The organism is Kitasatospora sp. NPDC002543 (genome assembly GCF_053594915.1).
This window is the reverse complement of record NZ_JBSFWR010000002.1, coordinates 1-17,086: the sequence shown is the minus strand read 5'-3', so window position 1 is coordinate 17,086 and position 17,086 is coordinate 1. Positions and strand designations below refer to the sequence as shown.

The 17,086-nt window shown below is 73.0% G+C and carries 13 protein-coding genes; 8 read left to right on the top strand and 5 right to left on the bottom strand.

The genetic code is table 11. The features are described 5' to 3' along the window. Positions 1-11 precede the first annotated feature (11 nt). A complete protein-coding gene (locus ACWD4P_RS01170) occupies positions 12-1,679 on the top strand; it encodes a fumarate hydratase (RefSeq protein WP_359824146.1) in 1,668 nt (555 codons plus the stop codon). 66 nt (positions 1,680-1,745) lie between these two features. Here ACWD4P_RS01170 and ACWD4P_RS01165 read toward each other — a convergent pair whose 3' ends face one another. Beyond that, positions 1,746-2,504 carry a GntR family transcriptional regulator gene (locus ACWD4P_RS01165; RefSeq protein ID WP_359824149.1) on the bottom strand — a complete coding sequence of 253 codons (759 nt, stop codon included), beginning with the start codon at positions 2,502-2,504 and terminating at the stop codon, positions 1,746-1,748. Between the two features lie 137 nt (positions 2,505-2,641). Between ACWD4P_RS01165 and ACWD4P_RS01160 the strand changes: the two genes are divergently transcribed. Then, positions 2,642-2,917: a hypothetical protein gene (locus ACWD4P_RS01160; RefSeq protein WP_449778163.1), complete on the top strand. Its 276-nt coding sequence runs from the start codon at positions 2,642-2,644 to the stop codon at positions 2,915-2,917. Positions 2,918-3,100: 183 nt separating this feature from the next. On the opposite strand, the gene ACWD4P_RS01155 is transcribed toward ACWD4P_RS01160, so the two are convergent. Further along, on the bottom strand, positions 3,101-3,385 hold the full coding sequence (locus ACWD4P_RS01155) for a hypothetical protein (RefSeq protein ID WP_449778162.1): 285 nt from the start codon (positions 3,383-3,385) through the stop codon (positions 3,101-3,103). A gap of 213 nt (positions 3,386-3,598) precedes the next feature. Here ACWD4P_RS01155 and ACWD4P_RS01150 point away from each other — a divergent pair, with 213 nt between their 5' ends. The 3 genes from ACWD4P_RS01150 (at position 3,599) to ACWD4P_RS01140 (ending at position 9,784) form a co-directional block, all read left to right on the top strand. After that, positions 3,599-6,553 carry a BTAD domain-containing putative transcriptional regulator gene (locus tag ACWD4P_RS01150; protein ID WP_449778161.1) on the top strand — a complete coding sequence of 985 codons (2,955 nt, stop codon included), beginning with the start codon at positions 3,599-3,601 and terminating at the stop codon, positions 6,551-6,553. Between the two features lie 574 nt (positions 6,554-7,127). Beyond that, the gene (locus tag ACWD4P_RS01145; RefSeq protein ID WP_449778247.1) at positions 7,128-7,799 is read left to right on the top strand and encodes a class I SAM-dependent methyltransferase; all 672 of its coding nucleotides are present in this window, start codon (positions 7,128-7,130) and stop codon (positions 7,797-7,799) included. A 260-nt stretch (positions 7,800-8,059) separates the two neighbouring features. Next, positions 8,060-9,784 (top strand): ATP-binding SpoIIE family protein phosphatase, encoded by a 1,725-nt coding sequence (locus ACWD4P_RS01140; protein WP_449778246.1) that lies wholly within the window; start codon positions 8,060-8,062, stop codon positions 9,782-9,784. A 137-nt stretch (positions 9,785-9,921) separates the two neighbouring features. Here ACWD4P_RS01140 and ACWD4P_RS01135 read toward each other — a convergent pair whose 3' ends face one another. After that, a complete protein-coding gene (locus ACWD4P_RS01135; RefSeq protein WP_449778160.1) occupies positions 9,922-12,108 on the bottom strand; it encodes an MMPL family transporter in 2,187 nt (728 codons plus the stop codon). 124 nt (positions 12,109-12,232) lie between these two features. Between ACWD4P_RS01135 and ACWD4P_RS01130 the strand changes: the two genes are divergently transcribed. Continuing rightward, positions 12,233-12,856 carry a TetR/AcrR family transcriptional regulator gene (locus ACWD4P_RS01130; protein ID WP_359824166.1) on the top strand — a complete coding sequence of 208 codons (624 nt, stop codon included), beginning with the start codon at positions 12,233-12,235 and terminating at the stop codon, positions 12,854-12,856. Between the two features lie 34 nt (positions 12,857-12,890). Here the strand turns inward: ACWD4P_RS01130 and ACWD4P_RS01125 are convergent, their stop codons facing one another. Next, positions 12,891-13,841 (bottom strand): LysR substrate-binding domain-containing protein, encoded by a 951-nt coding sequence (locus ACWD4P_RS01125; protein ID WP_449778159.1) that lies wholly within the window; start codon positions 13,839-13,841, stop codon positions 12,891-12,893. A gap of 191 nt (positions 13,842-14,032) precedes the next feature. Here ACWD4P_RS01125 and ACWD4P_RS01120 point away from each other — a divergent pair, with 191 nt between their 5' ends. Together ACWD4P_RS01120 and ACWD4P_RS01115 are read left to right on the top strand one after the other, a co-directional pair. Then, on the top strand, positions 14,033-14,584 hold the full coding sequence (locus ACWD4P_RS01120) for a peroxiredoxin (RefSeq protein ID WP_359824171.1): 552 nt from the start codon (positions 14,033-14,035) through the stop codon (positions 14,582-14,584). A 3-nt stretch (positions 14,585-14,587) separates the two neighbouring features. Next, positions 14,588-15,124, top strand: coding sequence for an alkyl hydroperoxide reductase (locus ACWD4P_RS01115; RefSeq protein WP_359824174.1), 537 nt, complete (start codon positions 14,588-14,590; stop codon positions 15,122-15,124). A 127-nt stretch (positions 15,125-15,251) separates the two neighbouring features. Here ACWD4P_RS01115 and ACWD4P_RS01110 read toward each other — a convergent pair whose 3' ends face one another. Further along, entirely contained in the window at positions 15,252-16,757 is a 1,506-nt protein-coding gene (locus ACWD4P_RS01110) for an AI-2E family transporter (RefSeq protein WP_449778158.1), read from the bottom strand. Positions 16,758-17,086 lie beyond the last annotated feature (329 nt).

The window sequence follows — 17,086 nt, the reverse complement described above, 5'->3', positions numbered from 1 at the left end:
GGACCGCCCCCATGGCTCCCACGCCAGACTTCGAGTACAGCGACCTGCTCCCCCTGGGCGCTGACCCGACCCCCTACCGCAAGCTCACCTCCGAGGGTGTCTCCACCTTCGAGGCCGGCGGTCGTACCTTCCTCCAGGTCGAGCCCGAGGCGCTGCGGCTGCTCACGGCCGAGGCGATGCACGACATCTCGCACTACCTGCGCCCGGCCCACCTCGCCCAGCTGCGCCGCATCCTGGACGACCCGGAGGCCAGCCCCAACGACCGCTTCGTCGCGCTCGACCTGCTGAAGAACGTCAACATCTCGGCCGGCGGCATCCTCCCGATGTGCCAGGACACCGGCACCGCGATCGTCATGGGCAAGCGCGGCCAGAACGTGCTGACCGAGGGCGGCGACGAGTCCGCCATCGCGCGCGGCGTGTTCGACGCGTACACCAAGCTCAACCTGCGGTACTCCCAGATGGCCCCGGTGACCATGTGGGACGAGAAGAACACCGGCAACAACCTGCCGGCCCAGATCGAGCTGTACGCCACCGACGGTGACGCGTACAAGTTCCTGTTCATGGCCAAGGGCGGCGGCTCCGCCAACAAGTCGTACCTGTACCAGGAGACCAAGGCCATCCTGAACGAGGCGAGCATGCTCTCGTTCCTGGAGCAGAAGATCCGCTCGCTGGGCACCGCGGCCTGCCCGCCGTACCACCTGGCCATCGTGATCGGCGGCACCAGCGCCGAGTTCGCGCTGAAGACCGCCAAGTACGCCTCGGCGCACTACCTGGACAACCTGCCGACCTCGGGCGACGCCAGGACCGGCCACGGCTTCCGCGACCTGGAGCTGGAGGCCAAGGTCACCGAGCTGACCCAGAAGATCGGCATCGGCGCCCAGTTCGGCGGCAAGTACTTCTGCCACGACGTGCGCGTGGTGCGCCTGCCGCGGCACGGCGCCTCGCTGCCGGTCGCGATGGCGGTCTCCTGCTCCGCCGACCGCCAGGCGCTCGGCAAGATCACCGCCGAGGGCGTGTTCCTGGAGCAGCTGGAGACCGACCCGGCGAAGTACCTGCCGGACACCACGGACGAGCACCTCGACGACGACGTGGTGCGCGTCGACCTCGACCAGCCGATGTCCGCGATCCGCGCCGAGCTGTCCAAGTACCCGGTGAAGACCCGGCTCTCGCTCACCGGCACCCTGGTGGTGGCCCGCGACATCGCCCACGCCAAGATCAAGGAGCGCCTGGACGCCGGCGAGGGCATGCCCAAGTACCTCCAGGACCACCCGGTCTACTACGCGGGCCCGGCCAAGACCCCCGAGGGCTACGCCTCCGGCTCCTTCGGCCCGACCACGGCCGGCCGGATGGACTCCTACGTCGACCAGTTCCAGGCGGCCGGCGGCTCGATGGTCATGCTCGCCAAGGGCAACCGCAGCAAGCAGGTCACCGACGCCTGCGCCGCGCACGGCGGCTTCTACCTCGGCTCGATCGGCGGCCCGGCCGCCCGTCTCGCCCAGGACTGCATCAAGAAGGTCGAGGTGCTGGAGTACGCCGAGCTCGGCATGGAGGCGGTCTGGCGCATCGAGGTCGAGGACTTCCCGGCCTTCATCGTCGTCGACGACAAGGGCAACGACTTCTTCCGCGAGACCACCGAGGGCCCGCTGATCACCAACCTGCGCGTCCGCTCCAAGGAGTAGCCGCCACCGGCCCCGCACCGCCCCGGTCGCCCCTGCGGCCGGGGCGGTGGTGTCCCCGCGCGCGGCTCAGGCGTCGAAGTCGTACTCCAGGACGTAGGAGGCGGCGTCCAGGATCATCTCGTTGAGCTCGACGACCTGGCCCTCGTCGGCGAAGGCGGTGCGGCAGATCAGGATGACCGGGGTGCCCGCGGACAGCTCCAGGCGGGCGGACTCCTCCCCGCTGGGCATCCGGGAGCGGACCTCCTCGCGGAAGTGCACGGGCTTGGCGCCGATCTCGGCGAGCCGGGCGTAGGTGCCGCCGGGGCCGGTGTCCTCACGGGTGATGGCGGTGCCCGCGACCAGCACGGCCGGCAGGTAGGAGGTCGAGAGCAGCACCGGCTTGCCGTCCAGGACGAAGCGGCGGTGCCGCACGCACATCGGGGAGTCCGGGTCGACCCCGAGCACCCGGGCCACGTGCTCGGGCGCGCTCCGCTCGGTGACGGACACCTGGTCGACGACCAGGCTGCGGTTGTCGATGTCCGCCGACCATATCGACCGGCCGGACCCCCACTGACCCTGCGCCAGCCGCTGGATGCCGCGCCGGCGCAGCGGCCGGAAGTCCCGGACGAACACCCCGGCGCCGCGGCGCGCCTCGGCGATGCCCTCGCTCCGCAGCACGCCGAGCGCCTGGCGGGCGGTCATCCGGGCCACGCCGTACTCGTCCATGAGGTCGTTCTCGCCGGGCAGCCGGTCGCCCGCGCGGTACCGGCCGGTGTCGATGGCCGCCTTCAGCGCCTCGGCGATCCGCTGGTACTTGGGCTGCTTGTCGCCATTGCCGCCGGTCATCGCTGCTCCCTCTGCCTCGGAGAAATCGTAGGCGCGCCCGCGGTCGCCGGTAAGGAGATACGACCGTTGACATCTCTAGAGATATTAGCTTCTCTAGAGATGCTGGCCAGTCGCCGACCAGAGCGAGGAGCAGCACGGTGAGCACCCGACAGCGCAAAGCCCCGGCCTACCGGCCCCACGTGGGTGAACTCGTCCTCGACCGGAGGACCGGACGCACCGGCATCTACATGGACACCATCGGCGGCGAGCACTACCTGCGCCCCGAGGGCGGCGGCCGGGAATGGGCCGCCGAACCGCACCACGTCGCACCCGCCCCCAGGGCCGACGATTCAGCCGAATACGATCTTCCTCGCCAATTTCAGCAAAACGCAGGCAAACTGCAACATTTCGACCACCGCAATACCCCGGGGTGAATCCGGAATTCCGGAACACCGCGCGCCCGCCGTCGGGCACGTTACGGATATCGCCGGTCACCATGAGTGCACCATGGGCACGTTTCGGCCACCCGGTTGACACCGACGGGGAATTGGCGTGCCCATAACCGCCGGCGCCCCCGCGCCCGGACGGGGGCGACGGGGGCACCGGGTGGGGGCCGCTTACGGGTGGCCGGCGATCACGTTCTCGGGCTCGTACCTCTTGCCCGGCTCGCCGGTGGCCGGCTCGGCCGGCTCCAGCACGTGGTCGGCCTCGTCGCCGAAGAGGTCGTTCTCGATCGCGTTCTTCTGGTCGGCACTCGGCTCGGTGTACTCGGTCGGGTTCGAGGCCGCGGCGACGGCGCCCTCGACAGCCTGGCCGGCCTCCACAGCGACGTCCGGAGCCGGGGTCTTCGCCTGGTTCTCGGGCGTCGACGGCACCGGGGTCTCGCTCTGGTCGTTGGCCATTGGCGGCCGCCTTTCGGTCATCAAATGTCGTCAGCCCGACCGGCTTGGCGCGGGCGCGGGGACAGTATCGTAGGGTTGATTAAATGTCCGATAAACATCGTGCGGCTTACGGGGTCGTCCGGCAGAGTCGGCCGTCCGCCTAAGCTGAGCCACCACGGCGGACCGCCGAGCGCCCTTTCACGAAATCGACACCACAGGCCATCGGGGGACTTCATGGAGTTTCAGGAGACGCCGCCCTCGCTGCGCTTCCAAGTCCTCGGTCCGGTGCAGGCCTGGCTCGACGGGAAGCCCGTCTCCCTCGGCTCCCCCCAGCAACAGGCCGTCCTGAGCGCCCTCCTGCTGCACTCCGGCCGCCCGGTCGCCACCCAGGACCTGGTCGACGCCCTGTGGGGCGAGCGCCCCCCGGCCCAGGCGGTCGCCGCCCTGCGGACCTACGTCTCCCGGCTGCGCTCCGTCATCGAGCCGCGCCGCGAGGTCCGCGCGCCCGCCGAACTGCTGGTCTCGGTCGCCGACGGCTACGCCCTGCGGATCCCCGGCGGCTCCCTCGACCTCACGGACTTCGAGCGGCTCTCCGCCGAGGCCGCCGCCGCCCGGACGGCCGGCGACCGGCGCGAGGCCCACCGGCTGCTGGCCGAGGCGCTGGCCCTGTTCAGCGGCCGCCCGCTCACCGGCATCCCCGGGCCGTACGCCGAGGCCCAGCGGCTGCGGCTGGCCGAACGCCAGGCCGCGGCCTCCGAGGACCTGTGCGCCGCCGCCCTGGACATCGGTCTGCACGCCGAGATCGTCGGCGAACTCAACTCGCTCACCGCCGAGCACCCGCTGCGGGAGCGGCTGCGCGAACTGCTGATGCTGGCGCTCTACCGGTGCGGTCGCCAGGCGGAGGCGCTCGGCGTCTACACCGACACCCGCAAGCTGCTCATCGACGAACTCGGGGTCGAGCCGGGCGCCGGCCTGTCCGCCATGCACTCCCGCATCCTGGCGGCGGACCCGACCCTGACCCTGCCCGCCGCGACCGGCGGACCGGTCCGCGAGGACGGCCCGGCCACTCCTCCCGCTCCCGCCCAACTCCCGGCCGACGTCTCGGACTTCAGCGGCCGCACCGAGCTGGTGGGCGACCTCTCGACGGTCCTGATGAACGCCACCGGCCAGGCCGTGGTGGTCACCTCGCTGGCCGGCATCGGCGGCGTCGGCAAGACCACCCTCGCGGTCCACGTCGCCCACCGGGTCCGGGCCGAGTTCCCGGACGGACAGCTGTACGTGGACCTGCGGGGCGCGGGCGTCTCGCCGGCCGACCCGGTCGTCGTCCTCGGCGACTTCCTGCACGCGCTCGGCGTCGCCGAGAACCCCGAATCGCTGGAGCAGCGCGCGGCGCTCTACCGCTCGCTGCTCGCCAACCGCCGGATGCTCATCCTGCTGGACAACGCGCGGGACGCCGATCAGATCCGGCCGCTGATCCCTGGCGTCTCCGGCTGCGCGGTACTCGCCACCAGTCGCTCCCGGCTCGCCGGCATCCCCGGCGCCCAGCTGTTCGACGTCGAGGAACTGACCCCGCAGGAGGCCTTGGCACTGTTCTCGGCCATCGTCGGGGAGCAGCGGGTCGCCGCCGAGCCGGAGGCGGCCATGGCCGTGGTCACCGCCTGCGGCTTCCTGCCGCTGGCCGTCCGCATCGCCGCCGCCCGACTGGCCAGCCGTCCGCGCTGGAGCGTCTCCGACCTGGCCCGTCGGTTAGCCGACCAGCGCCGGCGGCTGGACGAACTCCAGCTCGGCAACCTCGCCGTGGAGACCACCATCGGCCTCGGCTACGGACAGCTGTCCGTGGACGAGGCCCGCGCCTTTCGGCTGCTCGCCCTGATCGACTCCCCCGACATCCCGCTGGCGGCGGCCGCCGCCCTGCTCGGGGTGGACGAGTACACCGCCGAGGACCTCGTCGAGGCGCTGGTCGAGGCGAACATGCTGGAGTGCTTCACGCCGGGCCGCTACCGGTACCACGACCTGCTGCGCCTCTACGCCCAGCGGCAGAACGAACGCATCGGCGACGCCGAGGTGCAGGAGCAGGCGGTCCGACGGCTGCTCGACCTCCTGATCCCGACCGTGCGCAACGCGGCCGAGGCCATCGAGCCGGACGAGGCACAGCCGGAACTCCTGACCGTGCCCTCCTCCCCCGGGATCGGGCTGCCGACCAGCGGTGCGGCGCAGGACTGGCTCCGGACCGAGAACGCCCTGCTGCTCAGTGCCGTCGAGGCCGGCGCGGACGGCCCCGGCGCCCTGCAGCGCGCCGTGGTCGACCTGCTGAACCTGCTGTTCAGCATCGACCCGGACCCGACCCGCGGCCCCCGGGGCTGCCGGGTCCTGGAGACCGTCGCCCGGAACGCCGAGGGCCGCGGCGACGCAGCCCTGCTCGCCCGGACGTACTTCGCCCTCGGCACCCTCCAGTCCGTCACCAGCGACTTCCAGGGCGCCGAGCACTCGCTGCGCCGCGGCCTCGACCACCAGACGCCGGACGAGCCGTCCGTCGTCCTGCTGGCCACGTCCAACACCCTGGGCGTGATCCTGAGCGTCGGCAACCGGCCGGCCGAGGCCCTGCCGTTCCTGGAGCAGGCCCTCGCCATCAACCGGCGCATCGGGACGTCGATCGGCGAGGCCAGGCTGATCGGCAACATCGCCCGGGTGCAGCACCGGCTGGGCATGACCGAGACGGCGATCCGCTCGGCCGGCGAGGGCGTCGCCGCCGCGCGCGAGTCCAAGAACGGCCCGCTGCTCGCCCAGACCCTCTACCAGCTGGGCGTGGTGCTCTCCGGCAGCGAGGCCGTCCCGCACCTGCGGGAGGCGCACCGTCTCTACCAGTCGCAGCAGAACCCGCTCTGGGAGGGCTACACCCTGGCCCGGCTGGCCTCCGCCCTGCTGGTCGCCGACCAGCACGCCGAGGCGGCTTCGGCCGCCGGCGAGTCGCTGGCGATCGGGCAGGAACTGGACTCCGCCTACTGCCAGGGCCTGGCGAACGCCGCGCTCGGCGAGGCCCTGTTGGCACTCGCCCAGCCGGCTCGTGGACTCGCCTGCCTCCAGGAGGCCCATGCGATCTTCACGCGGCTCGGTGTGCCAGAGGCCTCCCCCGTGGCGGACCTCATCTCCCAGCAGCACACCGAGCCCTTCCCTCCCCCCGCGCCGTAAGGCCTCCGCTCCCCCACGGGTGGCCTCCCCCCGTTCCGCGCGCTGACGCTCCCGCAGCCCCCCGGCTGCGGGAGCGTCCTCAACGCTTCCCCGGCGCTGGACTCCACTCTGCACCGGACCGATTGACGTTCGATAAACGTCCGATAGTCAGCCTGCGGATCGGAGAAACCGCAGGTCATCGACCTGGTGCTGGCGCATCCTCCGGCGCGCGGTGCCTCGCGCACAACCCCGCCCGCACCCTCGTGCTTCCGCAACCCGGGCCACAACGGCCCAAGCACGGCGAGTTGGCCGGAAACGGACCCCACGACACAGTGATCACGCATATTCTCAGATGCCAGTACGCACACGAGTGTCTGCCGGGACCGCATCGGGGTGCAGTCCGTCCGTGTGGTGCGGAGAGCGTGATGTACCGCCACCGGCAGCGGCCCGCCAGGCCGCGGAGGAGCCACCGGAGGCCACGGGTGGAAGGGTGCCTCGCAACGTGACGACCGGACAGATATCCGACCCGTTCCCCGTCGGCGAGGACGCCGGCGACGACGAACCCGAGGTCCGGCGGCGGCGGGCGGCCCGGGCACTGCAGGCGGTCGCCTTCGACACCATCGGCACCGGGTACGGCGAGGCCTTCCCGGCCAAGGACGGACAGCTGGCCTGCGGCCGGCGGCTGCTCGCCGAGCTCGAACCCGGCGCGCGGGTGCTGGACGTGGGCTGCGGCACCGGCGACCCGACCGTCCGCCAGCTGGCCACGGCCGGCCTGCGGGTGACCGGCGTGGACCTCTCCGACGGGATGCTCGCACTGGCCCGGCGGACCGCCTTCCCAGGTGTGTTCGCGCCGGTGTTCCATCGGATCGACCTGTACGATCTGGCCACCGAGCGTGCCGACCGGGTCTGGAACGCCCCCGGGCTGGGGCCGGACGGCCGGGGCGGCTTCGCCGCGATCACCGCGTTCTTCTCACTGATCCTGCTGCCGCAGGACGAGATCCCGACCGTCCTGGGGCAGCTGCGCGAACTCCTGCGTCCGGGCGGACTGCTGGCGCTCGGTATGGTCGAGGCGGACCTGGATCACGTTCCGCTTCCGTTCCTTGGCAGAGAGCTGCGGATCAGTGGGTATCTGAGGGAGGATCTGGAGCGGGTTCTGGTCTCGGCGGGCTTCGCCGTCGAGGAGTGCTCGGGGCATCCGTACGCACCGGCCAGTACCTCGCTGCCGCCGGAGGAACAGCTGTTCCTGTGCTGTCGACGCGTCGGCTGACCGCACCAGGACAGGACCTGCCGCACCCGCGGCCGGCGCAACAGAACAGCTCACCGACCACACCGAATCCAGGACAGGCAGCCGTGCGCGACCAGCTCAAGACCGAGGCGGAGCAGCCGCCCGCCGTCCCGGGTCAGCGCCGCCAGGTCCCGGCCGCCGCACCGGCCCCGACCTCGGCCCCGACGGCGCCGCCCGCGGCCCCGGCACCACCCGCGGCCGCCCCGGCGCGACGGACGGGCGCGCGGCCCGAGCGCACCGAGATGGCGGACCGCCTGGCCTACCTCGACTCGGCGACCCGGCGGATCAACAGCGCCCTCGACCTCGCCGCGACGCTGCGCAACATCGGCCGGGTGCTGGTCCCGACGCTCGCCGACGCCGCCGTCGTCCACCTGCGCGACCCGCTGCCCAACGTCGAACGCGAACCCGGCTTCCCCGAGGAGCTGCGGATACACCACAGCACCGGCACCCGGATCGGCCGCCGCGGCCGCCCGAGCGGCCTGGACGACCGGCGCCGCTCCCGCTACGGCGCCCGCTCGACCGCCGACGGCGGACCGGCCACCCCGGTGACCCGCGGCGGAGCGCTCGCCCACGCCCTGCTGAGCCGCCGCCCCGCCGACCCCGCCGTCCTCGGCACCCCCTCCGCCGAACGCGCCGAGACCCTGCTGCGCGAGCTGTACGGCACCCGCGGGGTGGCCCGGCTGGCCGCCGGCACCTCCGTCCTCGCCCTGCCGCTGCGCGGCCGCAAGGCCGTGCTCGGGCTGCTGATACTGATCCGCCGCCCTCCCGAACGCACCGGCCGTCCGGTCTTCGACGCCGCGGACACCGCGACTGCGGCGCACCTCGCCACCCAGGCCGGGCTGGCCGTGGACACCGCGCTGCGCTACGCCCGCGAGTGGGAGATCGCCAACGAGCTCCAGCGCAGCATGCTGCCGCTGCGCCTGCCGCAGTCGCACGGCGTCCGGATCGCCCAGCGCTACCTGCCCGGTGAGCGCGGCGCGCAGGTCGGCGGGGACTGGTACGACGCCGTCCCGCTGCCCGGCAACCGGGTCGCCCTGATCGTCGGCGACGTGATGGGCCACTCCCTCACCTCGGCCGCCATCATGGGCCAGCTGCGCACCAGCGCCCAGACCCTCGCCGCCCTCGACCTGCCGCCCCACGAGGTGCTCTACCATCTGGACGAGCAGGCCCAGCGGCTCGGGCGCGAACAGCACCTGGCCACCTGCGTCTACGCGGTCTACGACCCGATCGCCAACCGGGTGGTGATGGCCAACGCCGGGCACGTCCCACCGGTGCTGGTCCGCCCGGACGGCACCGCGGAGCTGGTCGAACTGGACTCCGGGGCGCCGATCGGCGTCGGCGGGGTCGACTTCAACTCCGTCGAACTGCCCGCGCCGCCCGGCTCCGCGCTGCTGCTGTTCACCGACGGCCTGGTGGAGACCCGCACCCGCCCGATCAGCGACGGCCTGGAGCTGCTGCGCGCCCGGATCGCCGCCGCCCGCTGGCAGTCCCCGGAACAGCTCTGCCAGGAGGCGCTGCGCATCCTGCCGCCCGGCGACCGCGGCGACGACATCGCGCTGCTCGGCGCCTGCTTCGACGGCATCCCGGCCGGGGACGTCGCGCACTGGTACCTCCAGCCGCGCAACGAGACCCCCGGCCGGGCCCGCCGGCTGGCCGCGCACACACTGCGCCGCTGGGGGCTGGACGATCTCAGCGAGGCGACCGAGCTGATGGTCAGCGAGCTGGTGACCAACGCCGTCCAGCACGCGACCCGGCCGGTCACCCTGAGCCTGGTGCGCACCACCCGGCTGCGCTGCGAGGTCGGCGACGACAGCCCGCTGCTGCCGCGCCCGCGCCGCACCGGGCCGGAGGACGAACGGGGGCGCGGGCTGCAGATAGTGGCCCGGTGCGCGGACCGCTGGGGCGCGACCAGGCTGGGCACCGGCAAGGTGGTCTGGTTCGAGCAGCGGCTGCCCGCCGGGATGTGAACGCGCGGACGTGAACGTACGGGCGTGAACGCGGGGACGCGGACGCGGGGACGCGGACGCGCCCGGCGGGAACGGGTCCCACCGGGCGCGCGGTACCGGCCGTACGGCCGTCAGCCCCGGGCCGGCTCCCGCGGGGGCTACGGCGCCGCCTGCTCGGTCCGCTCGGTCTGCTCCGCGAGCCGGGCGATCAGCTGCTCGCCCTCCATGTCCACCCGCGGCACGACCTTCTCCAGCCGCTTCGGGAACCACCAGGCCGCCCTGCCGAACAGCGCCATCGCGGCCGGCACCAGCGCCATCCGCACCACGAAGGCGTCCACCAGCACGCCCACCGCGAGGGCGAAGCCGATCGGCTGGACGATCGGGTCGTGGCCGAAGACGAACGAGCCGAACACCGCCACCATGATCAGCGCGGCCGCGGTGACCACCCGGGCCCCGTTCCGCACACCGGCCACCACGGCCTCGCGCGGCGCCGCCCCGTGGACGTACTGCTCCTTCATCCCGGAGACCAGGAAGAGCTCGTAGTCCATCGCCAGTCCGAACAGCACGCCGATCAGCAGGATCGGCACGAAGCTCACCACCGGGCCGACCTTCGGCACGTCGATCAGCCCGTCCAGCCAGCCCCACTGGTAGACCGCGACGACCGCGCCGAGCGAGGCGGTGACGCTGAGCAGGAAGCCGGCCACCGCCTTGAGCGGGACGAGCACCGAGCGGAACGCCAGGGCCAGCAGCACCACCGCGATCCCGACGATCACCGCGAGGAACGGCGGCAGCGCCTGGCCGAGCTTGGTGGAGACGTCGATGTTGGCGGCCGTGGTGCCGGTGACGGCGATGTCCGCCCCGGTCGCCGACCTGAGCTCCGCCTTCTGGCCGCGGATCTCGTTGACCAGCGCCTTGGTGTCCTCGTGGTCGGGGCCGGTCCGCGGGATGACCGTCACCAGCGCGGTGCCGCTCGCCGGATCGACGGCCGGCGGCAGCAGCGTCCCGACGCCGTCGAGGGTCTGGAGCTTCGCGGCCACGCCCCGCACCGCCTGCTCCGGCTGCGGTGCGCCGTGGGCGTCCACCACGACCACCAGCGGGGCGTTGAAGCCCGGCCCGAAGCTCTCGCTCACCAGGTCGTACGCCTTGCGCGCGTCCGTCCCGGCGGCCTGTGAACCGCCGCCCGGCAGGCCGAGGTTCAGGCTCGCGGCGGGCACCGCCAGGGCGCCCAGCCCGGCCAGTCCGACCAGCAGCACGGGCAGCGGGCGGCGGACCACGAAGCGGCCCCAGCGCTCGCCCATGGTGGTGCGGCCGTTGGCGGTCAGGGCCCGCTTCCAGATCGGCAGCCGGTCGATGGCCCGGCCGGTGAAGCCCAGGACGGCGGGCAGCAGCGTGATCGCGACCAGGACGGCCACCACGACGGCCCCGGAGGCGGCCAGGCCCATCACGGTCAGGAAGGGGACGCCCGCGACGGCGAGTCCGGCGAGCGCGACCACCACGGTCAGGCCGGCGAAGACGACGGCGCTGCCGGCGGTCGCGGTGGCCCGGGCGGCGGCCTCCTCCGGTTCCAGGCCCTCGTCCAGGTGCCGGCGGTGCCGGAACAGGATGAACAGCGCGTAGTCGATGCCGACCGCGAGGCCGACCATCAGGGCGAGCACCGGCGCGGTGGTGATGATCTCGAATGAGCCGGTGAGCGCCAGCAGGGCGGCCATCGTCACCGCGACGCCGACCAGCGCGGTCAGCAGCGGCAGCCCGGCGGCGACCAGCGTGCCGAGGGTGACCACCAGGACCACTCCGGCCACCACCAGGCCGATCGCCTCGCTGCCGCCCTCGATCTGGGCCATCGTGTTGTAGGCGTCGCCGCCGAAGGCCACGTCCAGCCCGGCCGCGCGGGCCGGCTCGGCGGCGGCCTTGACGGCCTCGCGCTGCCGGTCCGTGACGTCGGCGAGCTTGTGGTCGAAGGAGACCAGCGCGATCGCGACCTTCCCGTCCGGCGAGAGCGCGCCGGTGGCGTACGGGTCGGGCACCGCGGCCACGCCCGGCACCCCGGCGATCCGGGCGACGGCCTCGCCGACCGCCTTGCCCACCTCGGGCGCCGTGATGCCGCCGGGCGCGCCGGCGGCGAAGACGACCTGCGCCGAACCGTGGCCCTGCTCCGGGAAGGTGTCCTTGATCCGGTCCAGGGTGGCCTGCGCCTCGGTGCCCGGGACCTTGAACTCGTCGGTGGTCTTGCCGGCGAACGCGCCCGCGGCCCCGCCGACGGCGATGAGCAGGGCGATCCAGGCTGCGACGACGGCCCGTCGTCGCCGGAAGCAGAATCGGCCCAATCGGTACAGGTACGTGGCCATCGGCGGTCCCTCGGGTCGGTCAGGGCAGGTCGGGTCCTACCGTAGACCGAACTTTGTCGAGTGACAAAGTTGATCGACAAGATTGGTCGACGCAGTTGCCCGCCCATGGCGCTACCCTGACTGGATGGCTCATGTCCCCGCCTCCGAACGCCGACCGCAACTGATCCAGGCCGCGATCGACCTGATGACCCGGGAGGGAATCGCGGCCGGCAGCACCCGTGCGATCGCGGCCGAGCTGGGCGTGGCACAGGCGACGGTGCACTACACCTTCGGCACCAAGAAGGACCTCTACCGGGCCGTCGTGGAGCAGCTGAAGTCCGACTTCGTCGGCGAGGTGCGGGCCGCCTCCCCCGGCGACGGCGCGTTCGGCGAGCAGGTCCGCACCCTGGTGCACGCGCTCTGGGAGGCCGCCACCGGCGAGCACGGGCGCTGCGTGCTGCTGAGCGAGTTCGGGGCGCTGGCCATGCGGGACCCGGACATGCAGGAGATCATGCTCGGGCTCCAGCACGACATCGAGGGCACCGCCGGCGAGATGCTCAGCGCCCTCGCGGCCGCCCACGGCCTGACCCTGGCGCTGCCCGCCCGCCGGATCGCCGTCCACTTCCTCAGCGGCTTCGACGGCCTGACGGCCCGCCACCTCACCCTGCGCCAGGGCGGCGACCGGCCCGACCAGGACACCCTGGAGGCCCTGGAACTGCTGGTCGCCACCACGGTCGGGCTCTGCCTGGGCACCCCGGCGGAGAGCTAGGGGCCCGGCGGCCCCAGGCCCCGGATCCCGGCCTCTAGGACACGATCCGGACCGGCAGCTCGGCCAGCACCTCGCGCAGCGCGGCCGCGAAGCGCTCGTACTCGGCGCTGCGGGCCGAGCCCGGCCGGACGGCCAGCCCGATCCGGCGGCCGGGGGCCGGGGCGGCGAAGCGGACGGCGGCCAGCCGGTCGGTGCGGCCGGCCTCGACGTCCAGCGCGGTGGCGGGCAGCAGGGTCACCCCGAGCCCGCCGGCGACCAGCTGGACCAGGGTGGACAGGCCGGCCGCGCGGGTGGTCGAGCCCGTCGGGTCGGCGCCGACCTCGCGGCAGATGTCCAGCGCCTGGTCGCGCAGGCAGTGCCCCTCCTCCAGCAGCAGCACGTCCAGGTCGAGCAGCACGTCGCGCGGCACGTCGATCCGCCCGGCGAGCGGGTGGCCGGGCGGGGTGAGCAGGACGAAGTCCTCGTCGAACAGCGGGATGTCCCTGGTCGGCGAGGCCCCGCCGGCCGGCAGCGCGAGCAGCAGGACGTCCAGCCGCCCGGCGGCCAGGCCCTCCAGCAGCGAGGGGGTGCGCTCCTCGTGGACGTGCAGCTCCAGGTCCGGGAAGCGGTCGCGGACCAGCCGCAGCACGGTGGGCAGCAGGTAGGGCGCGACGGTCGGGATGACACCGAGGTGCAGCGGCCCGGTGAACGGGCGGCGGGCGGCCTCCACCTCCTCGGTGAGGGCCTGCAGCGAGGCGAGCACGGTGCGGGCGTGCCGGTGCACCCGCTCCCCCAGTGGGGTGACGATCACCTTGCGCGTCGTACGCTCGACCAGTTGCGCCCCGAGCGACTCCTCCAGCGCCGCGACCGCCCCGGACAGCGCGGGCTGGCTGGTCCCGGTGGCGGCGGCGGCCTCCCGGAAGTGCCGGTGCTCGGCCACCGCGACGAAGGCCCGCAGCTGGGCGACGGTCGGGGTGCGCGGGCCGCGCACTGTGGCGCTCGCCACAGTCGGCTCCGTCCTGGTGCCGCCGTTCCGGCGGGGACCCGGCCGCGACGTGGGGGATTCGGTACTGATAACAATCTCCGATCAGACACATCCAGTGTAGCTATTTCCCTGATCAGTCCACGATGTGGAATCGTGAGTGGTGTCCGGATTCCGGACAAAGCTCCCCTCATCTCACTTCAGGAGAAGCGAACGTGCTCACGATCGGTGACAAGTTCCCCGAGTTCGACCTCAAGGCCTGTGTCGACCTGGACGCCGCGAGCGCCTTCGCCGACATCAACCACAAGTCCTACGAGGGCAAGTGGAAGGTCGTCTTCTTCTGGCCGATGGACTTCACCTTCGTCTGCCCGACCGAGATCGCCGCGTTCGGCAAGCTGAACGACGAGTTCGCCGACCGCGACGCCCAGATCCTCGGCGTCTCCGGCGACTCCGAGTTCGTGCACCACGCCTGGCGCAAGGACCACAAGGACCTGCGCGACCTGCCCTTCCCGATGCTGGCCGACATCAAGCACGACCTGATGCGCGACTGCGGCGTCGAGAACGCGGACGGCACCGCCCAGCGCGCCGTCTTCATCGTCGACCCGAACAACGAGATCCAGTTCGTCATGGTCACCGCCGGCTCCGTCGGCCGTAACCCCAAGGAGGTCCTGCGGGTGCTGGACGCCCTGCAGACCGACGAGCTGTGCCCGTGCAACTGGAGCAAGGGCGAGGACACCCTCGACGCCCAGGCCCTGCTGGCGGGCTGACCCATGGCTCTCGACGACCTGAAGGCCGCCCTCCCGGACTACGCCAAGGACCTCAAGCTCAACCTGGGCTCGGTCATCGGCAACTCCGACCTCCCCGCCCAGCAGCTCTGGGGCACCGTGCTGTCCTGCGCGATGGCCACCCGCAGCCCCGGTCTGCTGCGCGAGCTGGAGCCCGAGGCCAAGGCCAACCTCTCCCCGGAGGCGTACACCGCCGCCAAGGGCGCGGCCGCGATCATGGGGATGAACAACGTCTACTACCGGACGCTGCACCTGCTCTCCGACAAGGAGTACAGCACGATGCGGGCCGGTCTGCGGATGAACATCATCGGCACCCCGGGCGTCGAGAAGGTCGACTTCGAGCTCTGGTGCTTCGCGGTCTCGGCCATCAACGGCTGCGGCCAGTGCCTCGACTCGCACGAGGCCGTGCTGCGCAAGGCCGGCGTCGAGCGCGAGGTCGTCCAGGCCTCGATGAAGATCGCCGCCGTCCTCCAGGCCGTGGCCGGCGTCCTCGACTCCGAGGCCGCCCTCGCCGACGCCTGACGCACCCCGGTGCCCCGACGGGCCCCGTACGGACTTCGTGTCCGTGCGGGGCCCGTCGTCGTTCTCCCTCCGAGCGGCACCCCGACCGGTGGGGCGGCCGGTGGCGGGGTGGCCGGCCGGGGGGGGATCAGTCGGCGACGGGTGCGGCCTGCGGGGCGGCGGTGCGGTCGGCCGTCCCCTCGACGGTGCGTTCGGCCGTCCGTTCGGCGGCCTCACGGGCGGCTTCGAGCGCGGTGAAGACGGCCTGGCCGGCCTCGTTGCGGCGGCGCAGGTGGGTGACCACGGTGTTGGTGACGGCGATCAGCGGGACGGCGACCACCGCGCCACCGATGCCGCCGATGATGCCGCCGGCCGCGACCCCGAGCACCACGCCGAGCGGGTGGACCCGGACGGCCCGGCCGAGGATCAGCGGCTGCAGGATGTGGCTCTCCACCTGCATCACCACCACCAGCACCACCAGCACCATCAGCGCCGTCCACGGCCCCTGGGTGACCAGCGCGATCAGCACCGCGACGGTCCCGGTGACCAGGGCTCCGACCAGCGGGACGAAGGCACCCAGGAAGATGATCACGGCCAGCGGCAGGGCCAGCGGCACGCCCAGCAGGTCGACGCCGATGCCGATGCAGAGCGCGTCGATGAAGGCCACGCAGACGGTGCCCCGCACGTACGCGGTGAGCGTCGCCCAGGCCTTCGGGCCGGCCCCCGCCATCGCGAAGCGGGAGTGCCGGGGCAGGCCGCGCAGTGCCCAGTTCCAGATCTTCGCGCCGTCGTAGAGGAAGAAGAAGGTGGTGAAGAAGGTCATCAGCAGCGCGGTCAGCACCTCGACGGCGATCTGCGCGCCGGTGATCGAGGCCGAGGTGAGCTGATCGGTGTTGGTCGTGATGGCCTTGGTGATCTGGTTGGCGAAGTCGGTGATCTGCTGCTGGGTCAGGTGCAGCGGCCCGGTGACCATCCAGTCCCGGAGCTGGTTGACGCCGGTCTTCACCTGGGTGGTGACGTCCGAGAGGTTGGTCGACACCTGCCAGACCACGAACCAGCCGACCAGCCCGATTCCGGCCAGGCCGCTGGTGAACACCCCGCCGGCGGCCAGCGAACGCGGCACCCCGCGGCGGCGCAGCCAGGAGACCGAGGGCTCCAGCAGCGCGGTGATCAGCAGCGAGGCCAGCACCGAGAAGGCGACCAGCCGCAGCATGTCGACCACGTAGAAGACGACGTAGAGCGCGGCACCGAGCAGCAGCAGCCGCCAGGTCGACTCGGCGGCCACCCGCAGCCCCCACGGCACCGCCTCGGCGGGGGTGGCCGGGCGGCCGGGGTGGTACTCCCGCCCGAGCCCGGCGTGCGCGGCCGGCGCGGGCGGCGCGGCCGGAGCCGCCGCGGCGGACGGCGGGGCCGTCCCGGCCGCCGGGGCCGGGTCGGACCGCGGGACCGGCACCGGGCCGGGTGCCTCGGCGAGCGCCGGGACGTGCCCGCCCACCAGCGCGGGCCCCTGCCCGTCGGCCGGCGCCGGCAGGGCCGGCTCGTGCGGGTCGGCCGCCATCGCGGCACGCCGGCGCCGTTCGATCACGGCGGCCGCGCTCGCCACCACGGCCATGCCCTTGGCCACGGCCTTGAAGGCCTTTCCGCCCCGCGCCATCCTCGCTACCACCACTCCCCTGCCGAATCCGCCGTGCCCGGCGGTACGCCGCGGGTCCTGCCGCGGCCGTCAGGGAGACGCTACCCGCCGAGGGCGCGGCGAGTCCGGCCGCCGACCCGTTCGATTCGAACGTCCCATCCCGATGAACCGGACAAAACGCCAGGTTCCATCCGGTTTCGGACGCGGATCGCGGGGGAGGAGTCGGGACGAGACCCCGGGGCCGAACCACCGAGGTCGCCCCAGGTGGCGACGCCCAGGTACCAGTCCCGGTGGCGGCGCAGCAGCCGAGGCTCCTCGCCGGCGGCGCGCAGCCACTGGCCGCCGTACTC